The 12,345-nt window shown below is 65.8% G+C and carries 10 protein-coding genes; 8 read left to right on the top strand and 2 right to left on the bottom strand.

Annotated features, from left to right (window positions below; genetic code table 11):
• Positions 1-28 precede the first annotated feature (28 nt).
• The 8 genes from ACUDP5_RS08685 (at position 29) to ACUDP5_RS08720 (ending at position 10,310) form a co-directional block, all read left to right on the top strand.
• Positions 29-1,021, top strand: coding sequence for an ABC transporter permease (locus tag ACUDP5_RS08685; protein WP_263914984.1), 993 nt, complete (start codon positions 29-31; stop codon positions 1,019-1,021).
• Positions 1,011-1,952 (top strand): ABC transporter permease, encoded by a 942-nt coding sequence (locus ACUDP5_RS08690; protein WP_263914985.1) that lies wholly within the window; start codon positions 1,011-1,013, stop codon positions 1,950-1,952. The genes ACUDP5_RS08685 and ACUDP5_RS08690 overlap by 11 nt, the downstream gene beginning before the upstream one ends.
• Positions 1,953-1,984: 32 nt before the next feature.
• Positions 1,985-3,178 (top strand): amidohydrolase family protein, encoded by a 1,194-nt coding sequence (locus tag ACUDP5_RS08695; RefSeq protein WP_263914986.1) that lies wholly within the window; start codon positions 1,985-1,987, stop codon positions 3,176-3,178.
• Positions 3,178-4,665, top strand: a complete 1,488-nt coding sequence (locus tag ACUDP5_RS08700) for an amidohydrolase family protein (RefSeq protein ID WP_445658562.1) — start codon at positions 3,178-3,180, stop codon at positions 4,663-4,665. Before ACUDP5_RS08695 ends, ACUDP5_RS08700 begins: the two co-directional genes overlap by 1 nt.
• The gene (locus ACUDP5_RS08705; RefSeq protein ID WP_263914988.1) at positions 4,662-5,669 is read left to right on the top strand and encodes an ABC transporter ATP-binding protein; all 1,008 of its coding nucleotides are present in this window, start codon (positions 4,662-4,664) and stop codon (positions 5,667-5,669) included. Before ACUDP5_RS08700 ends, ACUDP5_RS08705 begins: the two co-directional genes overlap by 4 nt.
• On the top strand, positions 5,659-6,624 hold the full coding sequence (locus ACUDP5_RS08710; RefSeq protein WP_445658563.1) for an ABC transporter ATP-binding protein: 966 nt from the start codon (positions 5,659-5,661) through the stop codon (positions 6,622-6,624). The genes ACUDP5_RS08705 and ACUDP5_RS08710 overlap by 11 nt, the downstream gene beginning before the upstream one ends.
• Before the next feature lie 363 nt (positions 6,625-6,987).
• Complete coding sequence (locus ACUDP5_RS08715; RefSeq protein WP_445659133.1) at positions 6,988-7,974, top strand: IS110 family transposase; 987 nt, start codon at positions 6,988-6,990, stop codon at positions 7,972-7,974.
• A 1,004-nt stretch (positions 7,975-8,978) separates the two neighbouring features.
• Positions 8,979-10,310 carry an IS110 family transposase gene (locus tag ACUDP5_RS08720; RefSeq protein WP_445658564.1) on the top strand — a complete coding sequence of 444 codons (1,332 nt, stop codon included), beginning with the start codon at positions 8,979-8,981 and terminating at the stop codon, positions 10,308-10,310.
• Positions 10,311-10,506: 196 nt separating this feature from the next.
• Here the strand turns inward: ACUDP5_RS08720 and ACUDP5_RS08725 are convergent, their stop codons facing one another.
• Together ACUDP5_RS08725 and ACUDP5_RS08730 are read right to left on the bottom strand one after the other, a co-directional pair.
• Positions 10,507-11,784 carry a TRAP transporter large permease gene (locus ACUDP5_RS08725; protein ID WP_445658565.1) on the bottom strand — a complete coding sequence of 426 codons (1,278 nt, stop codon included), beginning with the start codon at positions 11,782-11,784 and terminating at the stop codon, positions 10,507-10,509.
• Between the two features lie 35 nt (positions 11,785-11,819).
• Positions 11,820-12,320 carry a TRAP transporter small permease gene (locus ACUDP5_RS08730; protein WP_263915523.1) on the bottom strand — a complete coding sequence of 167 codons (501 nt, stop codon included), beginning with the start codon at positions 12,318-12,320 and terminating at the stop codon, positions 11,820-11,822.
• Between the last annotated feature and the right edge of the window lie 25 nt (positions 12,321-12,345).

Consider the following 12,345-nt stretch of genomic DNA (forward strand, 5'->3'; position numbering starts at 1 on the left):
TCGTAACCAGGGCTGACAGGGGGCGCACATGCTGGCGTTCATAGTGAGGCGGGTCGTCAACGCGGTCGGCGTGATGCTGGCGGTGGCGTTGATGGCGTTCGTGATTTTCCGTTTCGTCGGCGATCCCGTCGACATGATGCTCAACGAGCAGGCCTCGCAGACGCAGCGCGACGAGCTGCGCGAGCGCCTGGGGCTCAATGCCTCGGTGGGCATGCAGTTCGTGCACTTCGTGGCCAACGCCGCGCACGGCGAGTTCGGCATTTCCTACCGCAACCAGCAGGATGTGTTCGCGCTGGTGGCCGAGCGTTTTCCGGCCACCTTCGAACTGGTCATGATGGCAACCCTGCTGTCGCTGCTGGTGGGGGTGCCGCTGGGCGTGCTGACGGCCATCTACCGCAAGTCGCGGGTCGCGCAGGCGCTGCAGTTCGTGTCCATCCTGGGTATTTCGCTGCCCAGTTTCGTGGTGGGCATCATGCTGATCCTGGTGTTTTCGGTGCAGCTGGGCTGGCTGCCGGGCTTTGGCCGCGGCGAGACGGTGCGGATCGGCGGCTGGACCACGGGTCTCTTGACGCCGTCGGGCCGCGCCGCGCTGGTGCTGCCGTCCATCACGCTGGCGCTGTTCCAGATCACGCTCATCATGCGGCTGGTGCGGGCCGAAATGCTGGAAACGCTGCGCACCGAATTCATCAAGTTCGCCCGCGCCCGCGGCCTGCCGAACCGGGTGGTGCATTTCCGGCTGGCGCTGCGCAACTGCCTGATGCCGGTCATTACCGTGACCGGCATGCAGATCGGCAACCTGATCGCGTTCGCGCTTATCACCGAGACCGTGTTCCAGTGGCCTGGCATGGGCTTGCTGTTCATCCAATCGGTCATGTTCGTGGATATTCCCGTCATGGCCGCCTACCTGGTGATCGTGTCCTTCATCTTCGTGGCGCTGAACACGCTGGTGGACATGATGTACGGCGTGGTCGATCCGCGCCTGCGCAGCCAGCACGTCAAAGGAGGCGCCAATGCTCACTAAACCGTTTTCCGGCCAGGGCCGGGGCAGGCTGGCGCGGATGCGCCAAAGCGACCTGTGGTGGAGCCTGCGGCAGGACTACGTGGCGATGGGCGCGGGCATCGTGCTGCTGGCGGTGGTGCTGCTCGCCGTGTTTGCCCCGCTGATCGCGCCGCAGAACCCCTACGACCTGGCACAGCTGGATTTGCTGAACGCCGAACTGCCGCCGCGCTGGGTGGCCGGGGGCGAGGCCCAGTTTCTTTTGGGCACCGACACCCAGGGGCGCGATGTCTGGTCCGCCATTCTGTACGGCTCGCGCATGTCGCTGGTGATCGGGCTGGCCACCGTGGTGCTGTCGCTGGCGATCGGCCTGCTGGTGGGCCTGGCGGCCGGGTATTTCGGCGGCTGGGTCGACAACGCGTTGATGCGGCTGGGCGACACGCTGCTCAGCATCCCCACCATTCTCGTCGCCATCCTGGTCACCGCGGTGTTCCGGCAGTTGCTGCCGCCCGGCATGCGCGAAACCCTGTCGTCGGTGATTCTCATCCTGGCGATCTCGATGACCAACTGGGTGCAGTACGCCCGCACCGTACGCGCCTCGGCGCTGGTCGAGCGCGGCAAGGAATACGTGCAGGCGGCCCGGCTGATCCGCGTCAGTTCGCTGCGCATCATGCTGACGCACATCCTGCCCAACACGCTGACGCCGGTGATGGTGACGGCCACCCTGAACCTGGGCCTGGCGATCCTGATCGAGGCGACCCTGAGCTTTCTGGGCGTGGGCATGCCGCCGACCGAGCCGTCGCTGGGCACCCTGATCCGGCTGGGCAACCAGTTCCTGTTTTCGGGTCAATGGTGGGTGGTGGTGTTTCCCGCGCTGTACCTGAGCCTGATCGTGCTGGTCGTGAACCTGCTGGGCGACTGGCTGCGCGATGCCCTGAATCCCCGCCTGCGCTGAGCGCGGCACCGTACGGAGACCAATGTAGAACCATGGACAACGCAACTCTCTATACCCACGTCCGCCCGGCGGGCGGCGAGATCGCCTCGGTGCTGGTGCGCGACGGGCGCTTCGCGGCCGTCGACGGTCCGGTGCCCGACAGCGTGCCGCGGGTATATGGCGGCGGCGCCATCATGCTGCCGGGCCTGATCGACGCGCATGCCCACCTGGACAAGACGATGTACGGCATGCCTTGGTACCGCAACGAGGTGGGTCCGCGCCTGATCGACAAAATCGAGAACGAGCGCCTGGAAAAGCGCCGCCTTGGCATCGACCCCTACCGTCAATCGGCACGCCAGCTGGTGATGTCGGTGGCCGACGGCACCAGCCACATCCGCAGCCACGTCGACGTGGATACCGACATCGGCGTGGCCGCCATCGAAGGCGTGATGCGGGCCCGCGACCAGTACCGCGACCAGATCGACGTGCAGATCGTGGCCTTTCCGCAAAGCGGCCTGCTGATCCGTCCGGGCACGCTGGAACTGATGGACCAGGCCCTGCGCATGGGGGCAGACGTGGTGGGCGGGCTGGACCCGGCCGGCATGGACCGCGACCCGAAGGGCCACCTGGACGCCATCTTCGCCCTGGCCGACAAGCACGGCAAGCCCATCGACATCCACCTGCACGAAGCCGGCGAGCTGGGCGCGTTCTCGATGCAGATGACCATCGACCGGGTGCTGGCGCTGGGCATGCAGGGCAAGGTGACGCTGTCGCATTCGTTCTGCCTGGGCATGCCCGACGCGCAGGCGGTGCAGGGTCTGGTGGACGGCCTGCTGGAAGCCGGCGTGCACATCATGACCACGGGGTCGGCCTCGCGCCCGGTGCCCAACGTGGCGCGGCTGCATGCGGCGGGCGTGGTGGTCTGTACCGGCAACGACGGCATGCGCGACACCTGGGGCCCCTACGGCAAGCCCGACATGCTGGAACGCACCATGCTGGTGGGCCTGCGCAACAATTTCCGGCGCGACGACGAACTGGCGCTGGCCCTGCACGTGGCCACGTACGGCAACGCCCGCGTCATGGACCTGGCCGACTACGGCCTGGCGCCGGGTTGCCACGCCGACTTCGTGCTGGTCGACGCCGAAACGGTGGCCGAAGCCATCGTGTCGCGCCCGGTGCGCAAGCTGGTGGTCAAGCGCGGCCAGGTGGTGGCGCGCGATGGCCGCGCCCTGGTGGAGGCGCCCTGATGGCCGCCCGCGACGACGCCACGCTGCTGACAGCCCGTTGGGTCGTGGGCCACGAGAACGGCCGCCACTGCCTGTACGAGAACGGCGAAGTCGTGTTCCAGGGTGACCGCATCGTCTATGTGGGCCACCGTTACCCCGGCGTGGCCGCGCGCCGCTTCGATTACGGCCGCGCGCTGATCGGGCCGGGCTTCGTCGACCTGGACGCCCTGTCGGACCTGGACACCACCATCCTGGGGTTCGACAATTCGCCGGCCTGGCGCCGCGGCCGCATCTGGCCCGAGACCTACATGAAGCGGGGGCCGTACGAGATGTACACCTCCGACGAACTGGCATTCCAGAAGCGCTACGCTTTTGCCCAGCTGATCCGCAACGGCATCACGACGGCGTTGCCGATCGCGTCGCTGTTCTACCGGGTATGGGGCGAGACCCGCGACGAATTCCTGTCGGCGGCGCAAGCGGCCGGCGACCTGGGGCTGCGCGTTTACCTGGGGCCAGCCTACCGCAGCGGCCATACCTATGTGGACGGGCAGGGCACCATCCGCTGCCATTACGACGAGGCGCGCGGCATGGCCGGGTTGGCGCAGGCCGTGGCGTTCTGCGACGAGGTCGAAGGCCTGCACGGCGGCCGGGTGCGCGCCATGCTGTCGCCCGACCGCATCGAAACCTGTACGCCCGACCTGTTGCGCGCTTCGGCGACGGCCGCGCGCGAGCGCGATATCCCGATCCGCCTGCACTGCTGCCAGTCGCGACTGGAATACGACCTGGTGCTGCAACAGCACGGCATGAGTCCGCCCGAATGGCTGCAAAGCCTGGGCTTCCTGTCCGAGCGGGCGCTGCTGCCGCACGGCACCTATGTGTCCGGCTCGCGCCATATCGACCGGCCAGGGCGCGACCTGGACATCCTGCGCGACGCGGGCGCCAGCATCGTGCATTGCCCGCTGGTGTCGGCGCGCCACGGCGCCACGCTGGAATCGTTTGCCCGCTACCGCAAGCAAGACATCAACATCGGCATGGGCACCGATACCTGGCCGCCGGACATGGTGCTGAACATGCAGGTGGGCATGATGCTGTGCCGGGTCATTGACCAGTCCACCGAGGCGGTGCGCTCGGAAGACTATTACGACGCCGCCACGGTGGGCGGCGCCGATGCGCTGGGCCGGCCCGACCTGGGCCGCCTGGCGCCGGGCGCCAAGGCCGACATCGTGGTGTTCGATTTTTCCCACGACCGCAACGGCCAGTTGATCGACCCGATCCAGACGCTGATGGTGGGCGGCAGCGGCCGCGATGTGTCGCAGGTGGTCATCGACGGTCGCTTCGTGATGGTCGACGGGCGCATCCCCGGCTTTGACGCCGCCCAGGCGCAAGCGCAGGCCCAGGCACAGTTCGACGGCCTGGTGGCGCGCTATCCCGACCGCACCTGGGGCCATCCGGCGGTCGACGAGATCTTTTCATCCAGCTACCCGCGGCCCCCAAGGAGCCCGTCATGACGACCGTTTCCAGTCCCGCCGCCCCGACGCTGTCGGTGCGCGGCCTGTCGGTGGAGTTTCCCACGCGCCATGGCACGCTGGTGGCCACGCGCGACATCTCGTTCGATATTGCTCCGGGCGAAATCCTCGGCATGGTGGGCGAATCCGGCGCAGGCAAGTCGCTGACCGGCATGGCGGTGATCGGCCTGCTGGAGCCGCCGGGGCGCCTGGGCGGCGGCGAAATCCACCTGGCCGGCCGGCGCATCGACAATCTGCCGCCCAAGGCTCGCCAGCAACTGCGCGGCAAGGAAATCGGCGCGATCTTCCAGGACCCGCTGACCAGCCTGCATCCGCTGTTCACGGTGGGCGACCAACTGATCGAAACCATCCGCCATCACGACAGGGGGGCGCCCGCGGCAGCCCGCCAGCGGGCGCTGGAACTGCTGGTGGCGGTGGGCATTCCGGCCGCCGATCGCCGCATCGACCATTATCCGCACCAGTTTTCCGGCGGCATGCGCCAGCGGGTGGTGATTGCCCTGGCGCTGGCGGCCCGGCCGCGGCTGATCATCGCCGACGAGCCGACGACGGCGCTGGACGTGTCGGTGCAGGCGCAGATCACGGCGCTGTTGCGCCGCCTGTGCCGCGAGCAGGGCACGTCGGTGCTGCTGGTGACGCACGACATGGGCGTGATCGCGGAAACGGCGGACCGGGTGGCGGTGATGTATGCGGGCCGCATCGTCGAGATCGGGCCGGTGCTCGAGGTGCTGCGACGTCCGGGCCATCCGTACACCCAGGGCCTGATGAATGCGATTCCGGGCCTGCGCCACCGCGCGGCCCGCCTGAACCAGATCGATGGCGCGATGCCGCGGCTGCACGCGATGCCGGACGGCTGCGCGTTCCACCCGCGCTGCGCCCTGGCCGGGCCGCGCTGCGGCCAGGCCCGTCCTGCGCTGGCGGCGTCGCCGTCAGGCGCCACGGTCAGCGCCTGCTGGCTGCACCAAGGAGGCGTCGCCCATGCCGCATGACCAGGATTTCCTGTTGCGGGCCGACGACCTGGCCTGCTGGTTCGATGTGTCGCCGCCCTGGCTGGAACGCACGCTGTCGCGCCAACCCGAACAAACGCTGAAGGCGGTGGACGGCGTGTCGCTGGCGGTGCCACGCGGCAGCACGCTGAGCATCGTGGGCGAGTCGGGCTGCGGCAAGTCGACGCTGGCCAAGCTGCTGGTGGGGCTGGTGGCGCCGACCCGCGGCACGCTGCGCTACGGCCGCAACCGCAAGGGCGGCACGCTGCATCCACAGATGATTTTCCAGGACCCGTACGCCAGCCTGAACCCGCGCTGGCGGGTGGGCAATATCGTGGCGGAACCGATCATCACGCTGGGCCTGCGGGCCAGCCCGGCCGACACGCGCCGCCGCGTGGACGAGTTGCTGGAACTGGTCGGCCTGTCGGCCAGCGACGCCAGCCGTTTTCCGCACGAGTTTTCGGGCGGCCAACGCCAACGCATTTCGATTGCGCGGGCGCTGGCAACGGAAGCGGAATTCCTGGTGTGCGACGAGCCGACATCGGCACTGGACGTGTCGGTGCAGGCGCAGATCCTGAACCTGATGGGCGACCTGCAAAAAGAGTTCGGCCTGACGTACGTGTTCATCAGCCACAACCTGTCGGTGGTGCGCCACGTGTCGGATCGGGTAGCGGTGATGTACCTGGGGAGAATCGTGGAGCAGGCGGCGGCCGACGAACTATTCGAGTCGCCCAGGCATCCGTATACGAGGATGCTGCTGGATACGATTCCGGATCTGGATGATCCGAGACGGGATCGGGAGCCGATGGGAGGCGAGGTGCCGAATCCGATCATGCCGCCGGCGGGATGCACGTTTCATACTCGGTGCGGGATGGTGCAGGAGAGGTGCCGGAGTGTGGTGCCTGAGGTGGCTTTGGTTGGGGGGCGGGAGGTGCGGTGTCATTTGGTGATGGGGTAGGTTTTTTTTGCTGGCGTTGATGCGGCGGTGGGTGCTTCGTAGGTCGCCCGTCGTGCAGGGCTTCGTGGCGGCGGGCGCCCACGATTGCGGTCCGGCGCGCCGGCGCCGGACTTCCCCTTCGTCATCGTCGTCCGCCTTCGGCTCCCTTGTATCTTGAGCCCTGGGATGGTTAGCTACCATTCCACGAGAGACAGGTGAGTTTCTGCGGCTCCCTTAGGTGCCTGACCCTGTTCTGAAGACTAAACCCCTGTCTCTCACCTCTGACGCCATCGCGGACACTGGACGGTAGCCTAGGGCTTGACCCTGCATGCACAAGGTAAGTGGGCGCAGTTGGCATACTTTCTTTGTATGGAGGGTATGACGATGATCTATCTGGGTATTGATGTCTCCAAGCTGAAGCTGGACTGCACGTTGCTGCTGGATCCAGAGAATGACAAGCGCAAAAGCAAGGTTGTCCCTAATAGCCGGGACGGGGTGCACGACCTAGTCCGGTGGTGCGCCAAGCATGGCGCCGCGGCTGACCAGGTTCACGCCGTGTTGGAAGCCACAGGGCCCTATCACGAGCAAGCCGCGACGACGCTGCATGATGGCGGGCTGACGGTGTCGGTGGCCAACCCGGCCAACGTGCACGACTTCAGTCGGGCGTTGGCGATGCGGTCCAAGACCGACGCACTCGATAGCGTGGTGTTGGCCCGTTATGGCGTGGCGATGAAGCCGCCCGTCTGGCAGCCCCCGCCGGCCCATGTGCGCGAGCTGCGTGCCTTGATTACCCAACTGGAAGCGTTGTCCAAGGATCGGCTGCGCACGATGAACCGCCAGGAGAAGATCGAGGCCAGCTCGCCCTCGGAGCTGGTGGAACGTTCGATCAGCGACACGCTGAGCTTTTACGGCAAGGAGATCGCTCGCCTGGAGAAGGCCATCGACGACCATATCGACCGGCATCCTGACTTGAAGGAAGACGCCAGGTTGTTGGCGACCATACCCGGGGTGGGGCCGAAAATGACCAGAACCATGCTGCGGGTGATGCATACCCACCACTTCAAGTGTGCCGAGGATCTGGCCGCGTATCTGGGCTTGGTGCCGGTGCAGAGACAGTCTGGCACGTCGCTGCGCGGCCGTAGCCGCATGTCCAAGGCCGGTCCTGCGGACGTACGGGCGTTGGCATACATGGCTGGCGTCGTTGCGTCCAAGCACAACCCCCATGTGCGGGCGTTGTATCAACGACTGCTGGCCGCGGGCAAGAGCAAGATGTCGGCCCTGGGCGCCTGCATGCGAAAAGTGGTGCATCTGTGCTTCGGCGTGCTCAAGACGCGGCAGCCTTACAGACCTGATTACGCTTTTTCTACTTGACGGCCAAGACGGTATCTTCCGATTCCCTCGGGCGCATCGAGGTTGCCCGCTGCCACGAAGCCCTGCACGACGGGCTACGCGCGTCTCGGGTCGTCGCGCTGCTAGACCTGTGGTCGGGGAATGGAATCTGCGGGGTCGCCAAGCCGCGGCCGCGCGGGCGGCCACGTTTGGCATTGCGTTTCTGGAAAGTGTTGCGGATGCGCTTCGCGCGGGTGGGGACTGGTTTTCTAGTGGGTCCGCAGTCAGGGGGGAGGGGCGGTGATGGGCGGCGCGTGGTGGCACTGGTTTGCGCATGTTGGCCGTCTCGCGCGCCGCCCATCAGGCGCTGGAGGTTTTTGTTGGATTCCAGCGCATCCGCGCCGTTAGATGCTGAGCGAGATGCGGATTGTTTTGTTACGTCACTGGCGTGGACACCGTAACTACCAAAGTGATCTCCAGCGCCCGATGGGCGGCGCGCGAGATGGTAGGCACGAGCAAGCTGACCTTCGCCGCGCCGCCCATCACCGCCCCTCCCATTTGATGTGCGCCTCATCAGAAAACCAACCTCCACCCGCGCGAAGCGTCATCGAAACACTCTCCGAAAACGCAATGCCAAACGTGGCCGCCCGCGCGGCCGCGGCTTGGCGACCCTGTAGATCTCATGCCCTGACCACAGGTCTAGCAGCGCAACAAACCTAGACGCACGTAGCCCCTGGCGGTGGTGGCTTGCGGAGCGGGCAACCTCGATGCGCCCGAGGGAATCGGAAGCCCAATAGTCGTCATGCACGACACCCGTGACGAAGAAACTTTCTCCGTAGCATCGGCTGTGGCAAGGTGGAATGCCGCCAGGTAAAGACCGACCTTCCAGTGGTGCGTGTTAGCGCACGCCCGTTCTGAAGCATGGCCCCGGGTGACGTCACCGACATTGGTGAGCACACGCATAGCGCGTGCATCCCGTTTGAGAGAGTGAGTACAACGACGTACCCATGCCTGGCGGCATTCCGTTTGTGATCATGGAGCAAGCCATGTCCCTGCGCAAGTCTGTTGCACCCTTAACCCTGGCCCACCCCGATGCCGCAGGCATCGACATCGGCTCGGCCAGTCACTTTGTCGCCGTGCCTGCCGACCGCGATGAGCAGCCCGTTCGTGAGTTCAAGAGCTTTACTGCCGATCTCTATCGCCTGGCGCAGTGGCTCAAGGACTGCGGCATTACCGCGGTCGCCATGGAGTCCACCGGCGTCTACTGGATCCCCTTGTACGAGTTGCTCGACAGCCAGGGCTTTACTGTCTATCTGGTCAACGCCCGGCACGTCAAGAACGTCTGCGGCCGCAAGTCCGACGTCCTGGACTGCCAGTGGTTGCAACAGCTCATGAGCTACGGCCTGCTGGCCAGCGCCTTCCGGCCTTCGGACCAGATCTGCGTCTTGCGCGAGTTCTCGCGCCAACGCCAGATGCTGCTGGCCTCACAGGTGCGCCACGTGCAGCACATGCAGAAGGCGCTCACGCAGATGAACATCCAGTTGGCCCAAGTGCTCTCGGACGTCGTCGGGGTCACCGGCCAGGCCATCATCCGCGCCATCGTGGCCGGCGAGCGTGATCCCCACGTCCTGGCCCGCCTTAAAAAGCGCCAGGTCAAGGCCAGCGAAGACGATATCGCCGCAGCCCTGCAAGGGACCTGGCGCCATGAGCACCTGTTCGCGCTACGCCAGGCGCTTGCCCTGTACGACGCGTATCAGAGCCAGCTCGATGAGTGCGATCAGCTCATCCAGACTGAGCTGCATAAGCTACAGCGCCATGACGGCGACCCAGGCAAGTCCCAGCGTCGCTGGCCCAAGAAGGCCATGGCCTTCGACCTGCGCACGCACCTGTTCGCCATGTGCGGCGTGGACCTGACCCGCATCAATGGGGTCGATGAAATGACCGCCTTCAAAGTCCTGGCCGAGGTCGGGCCTGATATGACCCGCTTCCCCACATCCAAGCACTTCGCCTCTTGGCTCGGGTTGTGCCCGGGGACACGGATCTCCGGGGGCAAGGTCCTGAGCAGCGCCACCAAGCGCTCGCCAAACCGCGCCGCCCAAGCCCTGCGCCTGGCCGCCGCTGCGTTGCGAACAAGCCAGTCGGCCTTGGGTGCCTATTACCGACGGCTGTGCGCACGCCTGGACAAGCCTCGCGCCATCACCGCTGCGGCCCACAAGTTGGCTCGTCTGATCTACGCCATGCTCACCAAAGGCACCGAATATGTCGACCAGGGAGAGCTGTATTACGAGGAACGCTACAAGCAGCGCGTCATGCATCACTTGACCAAGCGCGCCCAGGCGATGGGCTATAGCCTCACGCCACTTCCCGAGACTCCGTGAAAAAACCCCAAACAAATCAGCAGCTTGACGGGAGTTTCTTGAGAGGGAGCCGAAGGCGGACGACGATGACGAAGGGGGGGGCCGCCTAGGCAAGTCCGGCGCCGGCGCGCCGGACCGCTATCGTGGGCGCCCGCTCCGCAAGCCACCACCGCCAGGGGCGACCTACGAAGAGAAAACCAACGCAATCCCAAGCCCGCTATTTGGCGTAAACCAAATCCCGCAACCCCAACGACAACCCAGGCCAATAAGTAATCACAAGAAGGCAAACAATCACCACCCCCACGAACGGCACTAATGGCTTGATCAACCTCTCCAACGGCAACTTGGCCACCGCGCACGCCGCAAAGAGATTCACCCCGAATGGGGGGGTGATCATGCCCAGGGCCAGGTTCACCACCATGATGATGCCGAAGTGCACCGGGTCTACCCCGAACTTCAGCGCCACCGGCAGCAGCAGCGGGGCCAGCACCACGATCGATGCCGACGTTTCGATGAACATGCCGATCACGAACAGCGCCGCGTTCACGCCCATCAGGAACGTGAACTGCGAGTCGAACAGTTGGGAGAGCCAGACCCCCAGCGCGTCCGGGATGCCCGCGCGGTTCAACAGGAAACTGAACACGCCTGCGTTGGCGATCACGAACATGATCACCGCCGTCGAGACCACCGACTTGTGCAGCGTGCCGGACAGTTGCGTGAAGCTCAGGCGACGGTAGATGAATTTTCCCACCACCACCGCATACATCACCGCCACCACCGAGGCTTCCGTCGGTGTGAACACGCCGCCGTAGATGCCGCCCAGGATGATCACCGGCATCATCAGCGCCAGCCAGGCGCGCTTGAAGGCCGGCCACAGCGGCAGGCGGCCTTCGCCGTCGCGCTTGCCCAGGTTGTTGCGCTTGGCATAGAGCCAGACGTAGAACATCAACGCCACGCCGATCAGGATGCCGGGCATCACGCCTGCGATGAACAGCTCGCCGGTCGACGTGTCGGTCGACACCGCGAACAGGATCATCGGGATCGACGGCGGGATGATCACCCCCAGCTCGGCCGCGCTGGCCTGCAATGACGCCGCGAACGGGGCCGGGTAGCCGTGGCGGATCATCGCCGGGATCAGGATCGCGCCCACCGCGAAAGTGGTCGCCACGCTGGAACCGGCGACCGCGGCGAAGATCATGCAGGTCAGCACGCAGGTGCAGGCCAGCCCGCCCTGGATGCCGCCCACCACGCTCTTGGCGAATTCCACCATGCGTTCGGAAATGCCGCCGGCTTCCATCAGGTTGCCGGCCAGGATGAAGAAGGGAATCGCGACCAGCGGGTATTTGTCCAGCGCGGCATATAGCTGCTGGGCCACCACCAGCCAGGGCAGGTTGGCGGCGCCGACGCCGGCCAGGCTGGCCAGGCCGATCGACACGGCGACCGGCACGGACAGCCCGAAGAAAATCAGCATCGAGACAATCATTAATTGGGACATGGCGATATCGTCTGCTTGGATTCGGGGCGGGGGGCTCAGCCTTGCGCGTCGTTGCGCACGGGGACGTCTTCTTCCTCGCCGGCGCACCAGCGGGCCAGCACGGCGATGGCGGCCAGCGTGGCGCCGACCGGAATGGCCGAGTAGATCCAGGAAATCGAGATGTCCAGGCTGGGCACGTTCTGGAAGCGCACGCGGTAGGTCATCTGGCCGCCGATCCAGGCAATGAAGCCCAGGAAGCCGGCGCAGATCAGGCCGATCACGGCCTCCAGCACGCGGCGGCGCATGCCGCCCAGCAGGTTGCGCAGCAGCTCGACGCTGATCATCGCGCCGTGGCGAAACGCCAGGGCCACGCCCAGCAGCACCGTCCAGATGAGCAGGGCGCGGGTCAGCACCTCGCTCCAGTCGGCGGGCGAGTGCAGCACGAAACGGGCGATGACTTGATAGAAGGCCGCCGCCGCGGCGGCCACCAAGAGAAGTTGGGCGATGACCGACACCAGCTTGAACAGGATGCGGTCGAAGGCGCAGAGCAATCGCATGGAAGTTTCCGGTAGCGAATAACAA

The organism is Achromobacter sp. NCFB-sbj8-Ac1-l (genome assembly GCF_052695805.1).

Excerpts from the sequence above, each read along its gene's own strand:
- ACUDP5_RS08685 (WP_263914984.1), top strand. The coding sequence starts at position 29 with ATGCTGGCGTTCATAGTGAGGCGGGTCGTCAACGCGGTCGGCGTGATG.
- ACUDP5_RS08690 (WP_263914985.1), top strand. The coding sequence starts at position 1,011 with ATGCTCACTAAACCGTTTTCCGGCCAGGGCCGGGGCAGGCTGGCGCGG.
- ACUDP5_RS08695 (WP_263914986.1), top strand. The coding sequence starts at position 1,985 with ATGGACAACGCAACTCTCTATACCCACGTCCGCCCGGCGGGCGGCGAG.
- ACUDP5_RS08700 (WP_445658562.1), top strand. The coding sequence starts at position 3,178 with ATGGCCGCCCGCGACGACGCCACGCTGCTGACAGCCCGTTGGGTCGTG.
- ACUDP5_RS08705 (WP_263914988.1), top strand. The coding sequence starts at position 4,662 with ATGACGACCGTTTCCAGTCCCGCCGCCCCGACGCTGTCGGTGCGCGGC.
- ACUDP5_RS08710 (WP_445658563.1), top strand. The coding sequence starts at position 5,659 with ATGCCGCATGACCAGGATTTCCTGTTGCGGGCCGACGACCTGGCCTGC.
- ACUDP5_RS08715 (WP_445659133.1), top strand. The coding sequence starts at position 6,988 with ATGATCTATCTGGGTATTGATGTCTCCAAGCTGAAGCTGGACTGCACG.
- ACUDP5_RS08720 (WP_445658564.1), top strand. The coding sequence starts at position 8,979 with ATGTCCCTGCGCAAGTCTGTTGCACCCTTAACCCTGGCCCACCCCGAT.
- ACUDP5_RS08725 (WP_445658565.1), bottom strand. The coding sequence starts at position 11,784 with ATGTCCCAATTAATGATTGTCTCGATGCTGATTTTCTTCGGGCTGTCC.
- ACUDP5_RS08730 (WP_263915523.1), bottom strand. The coding sequence starts at position 12,320 with ATGCGATTGCTCTGCGCCTTCGACCGCATCCTGTTCAAGCTGGTGTCG.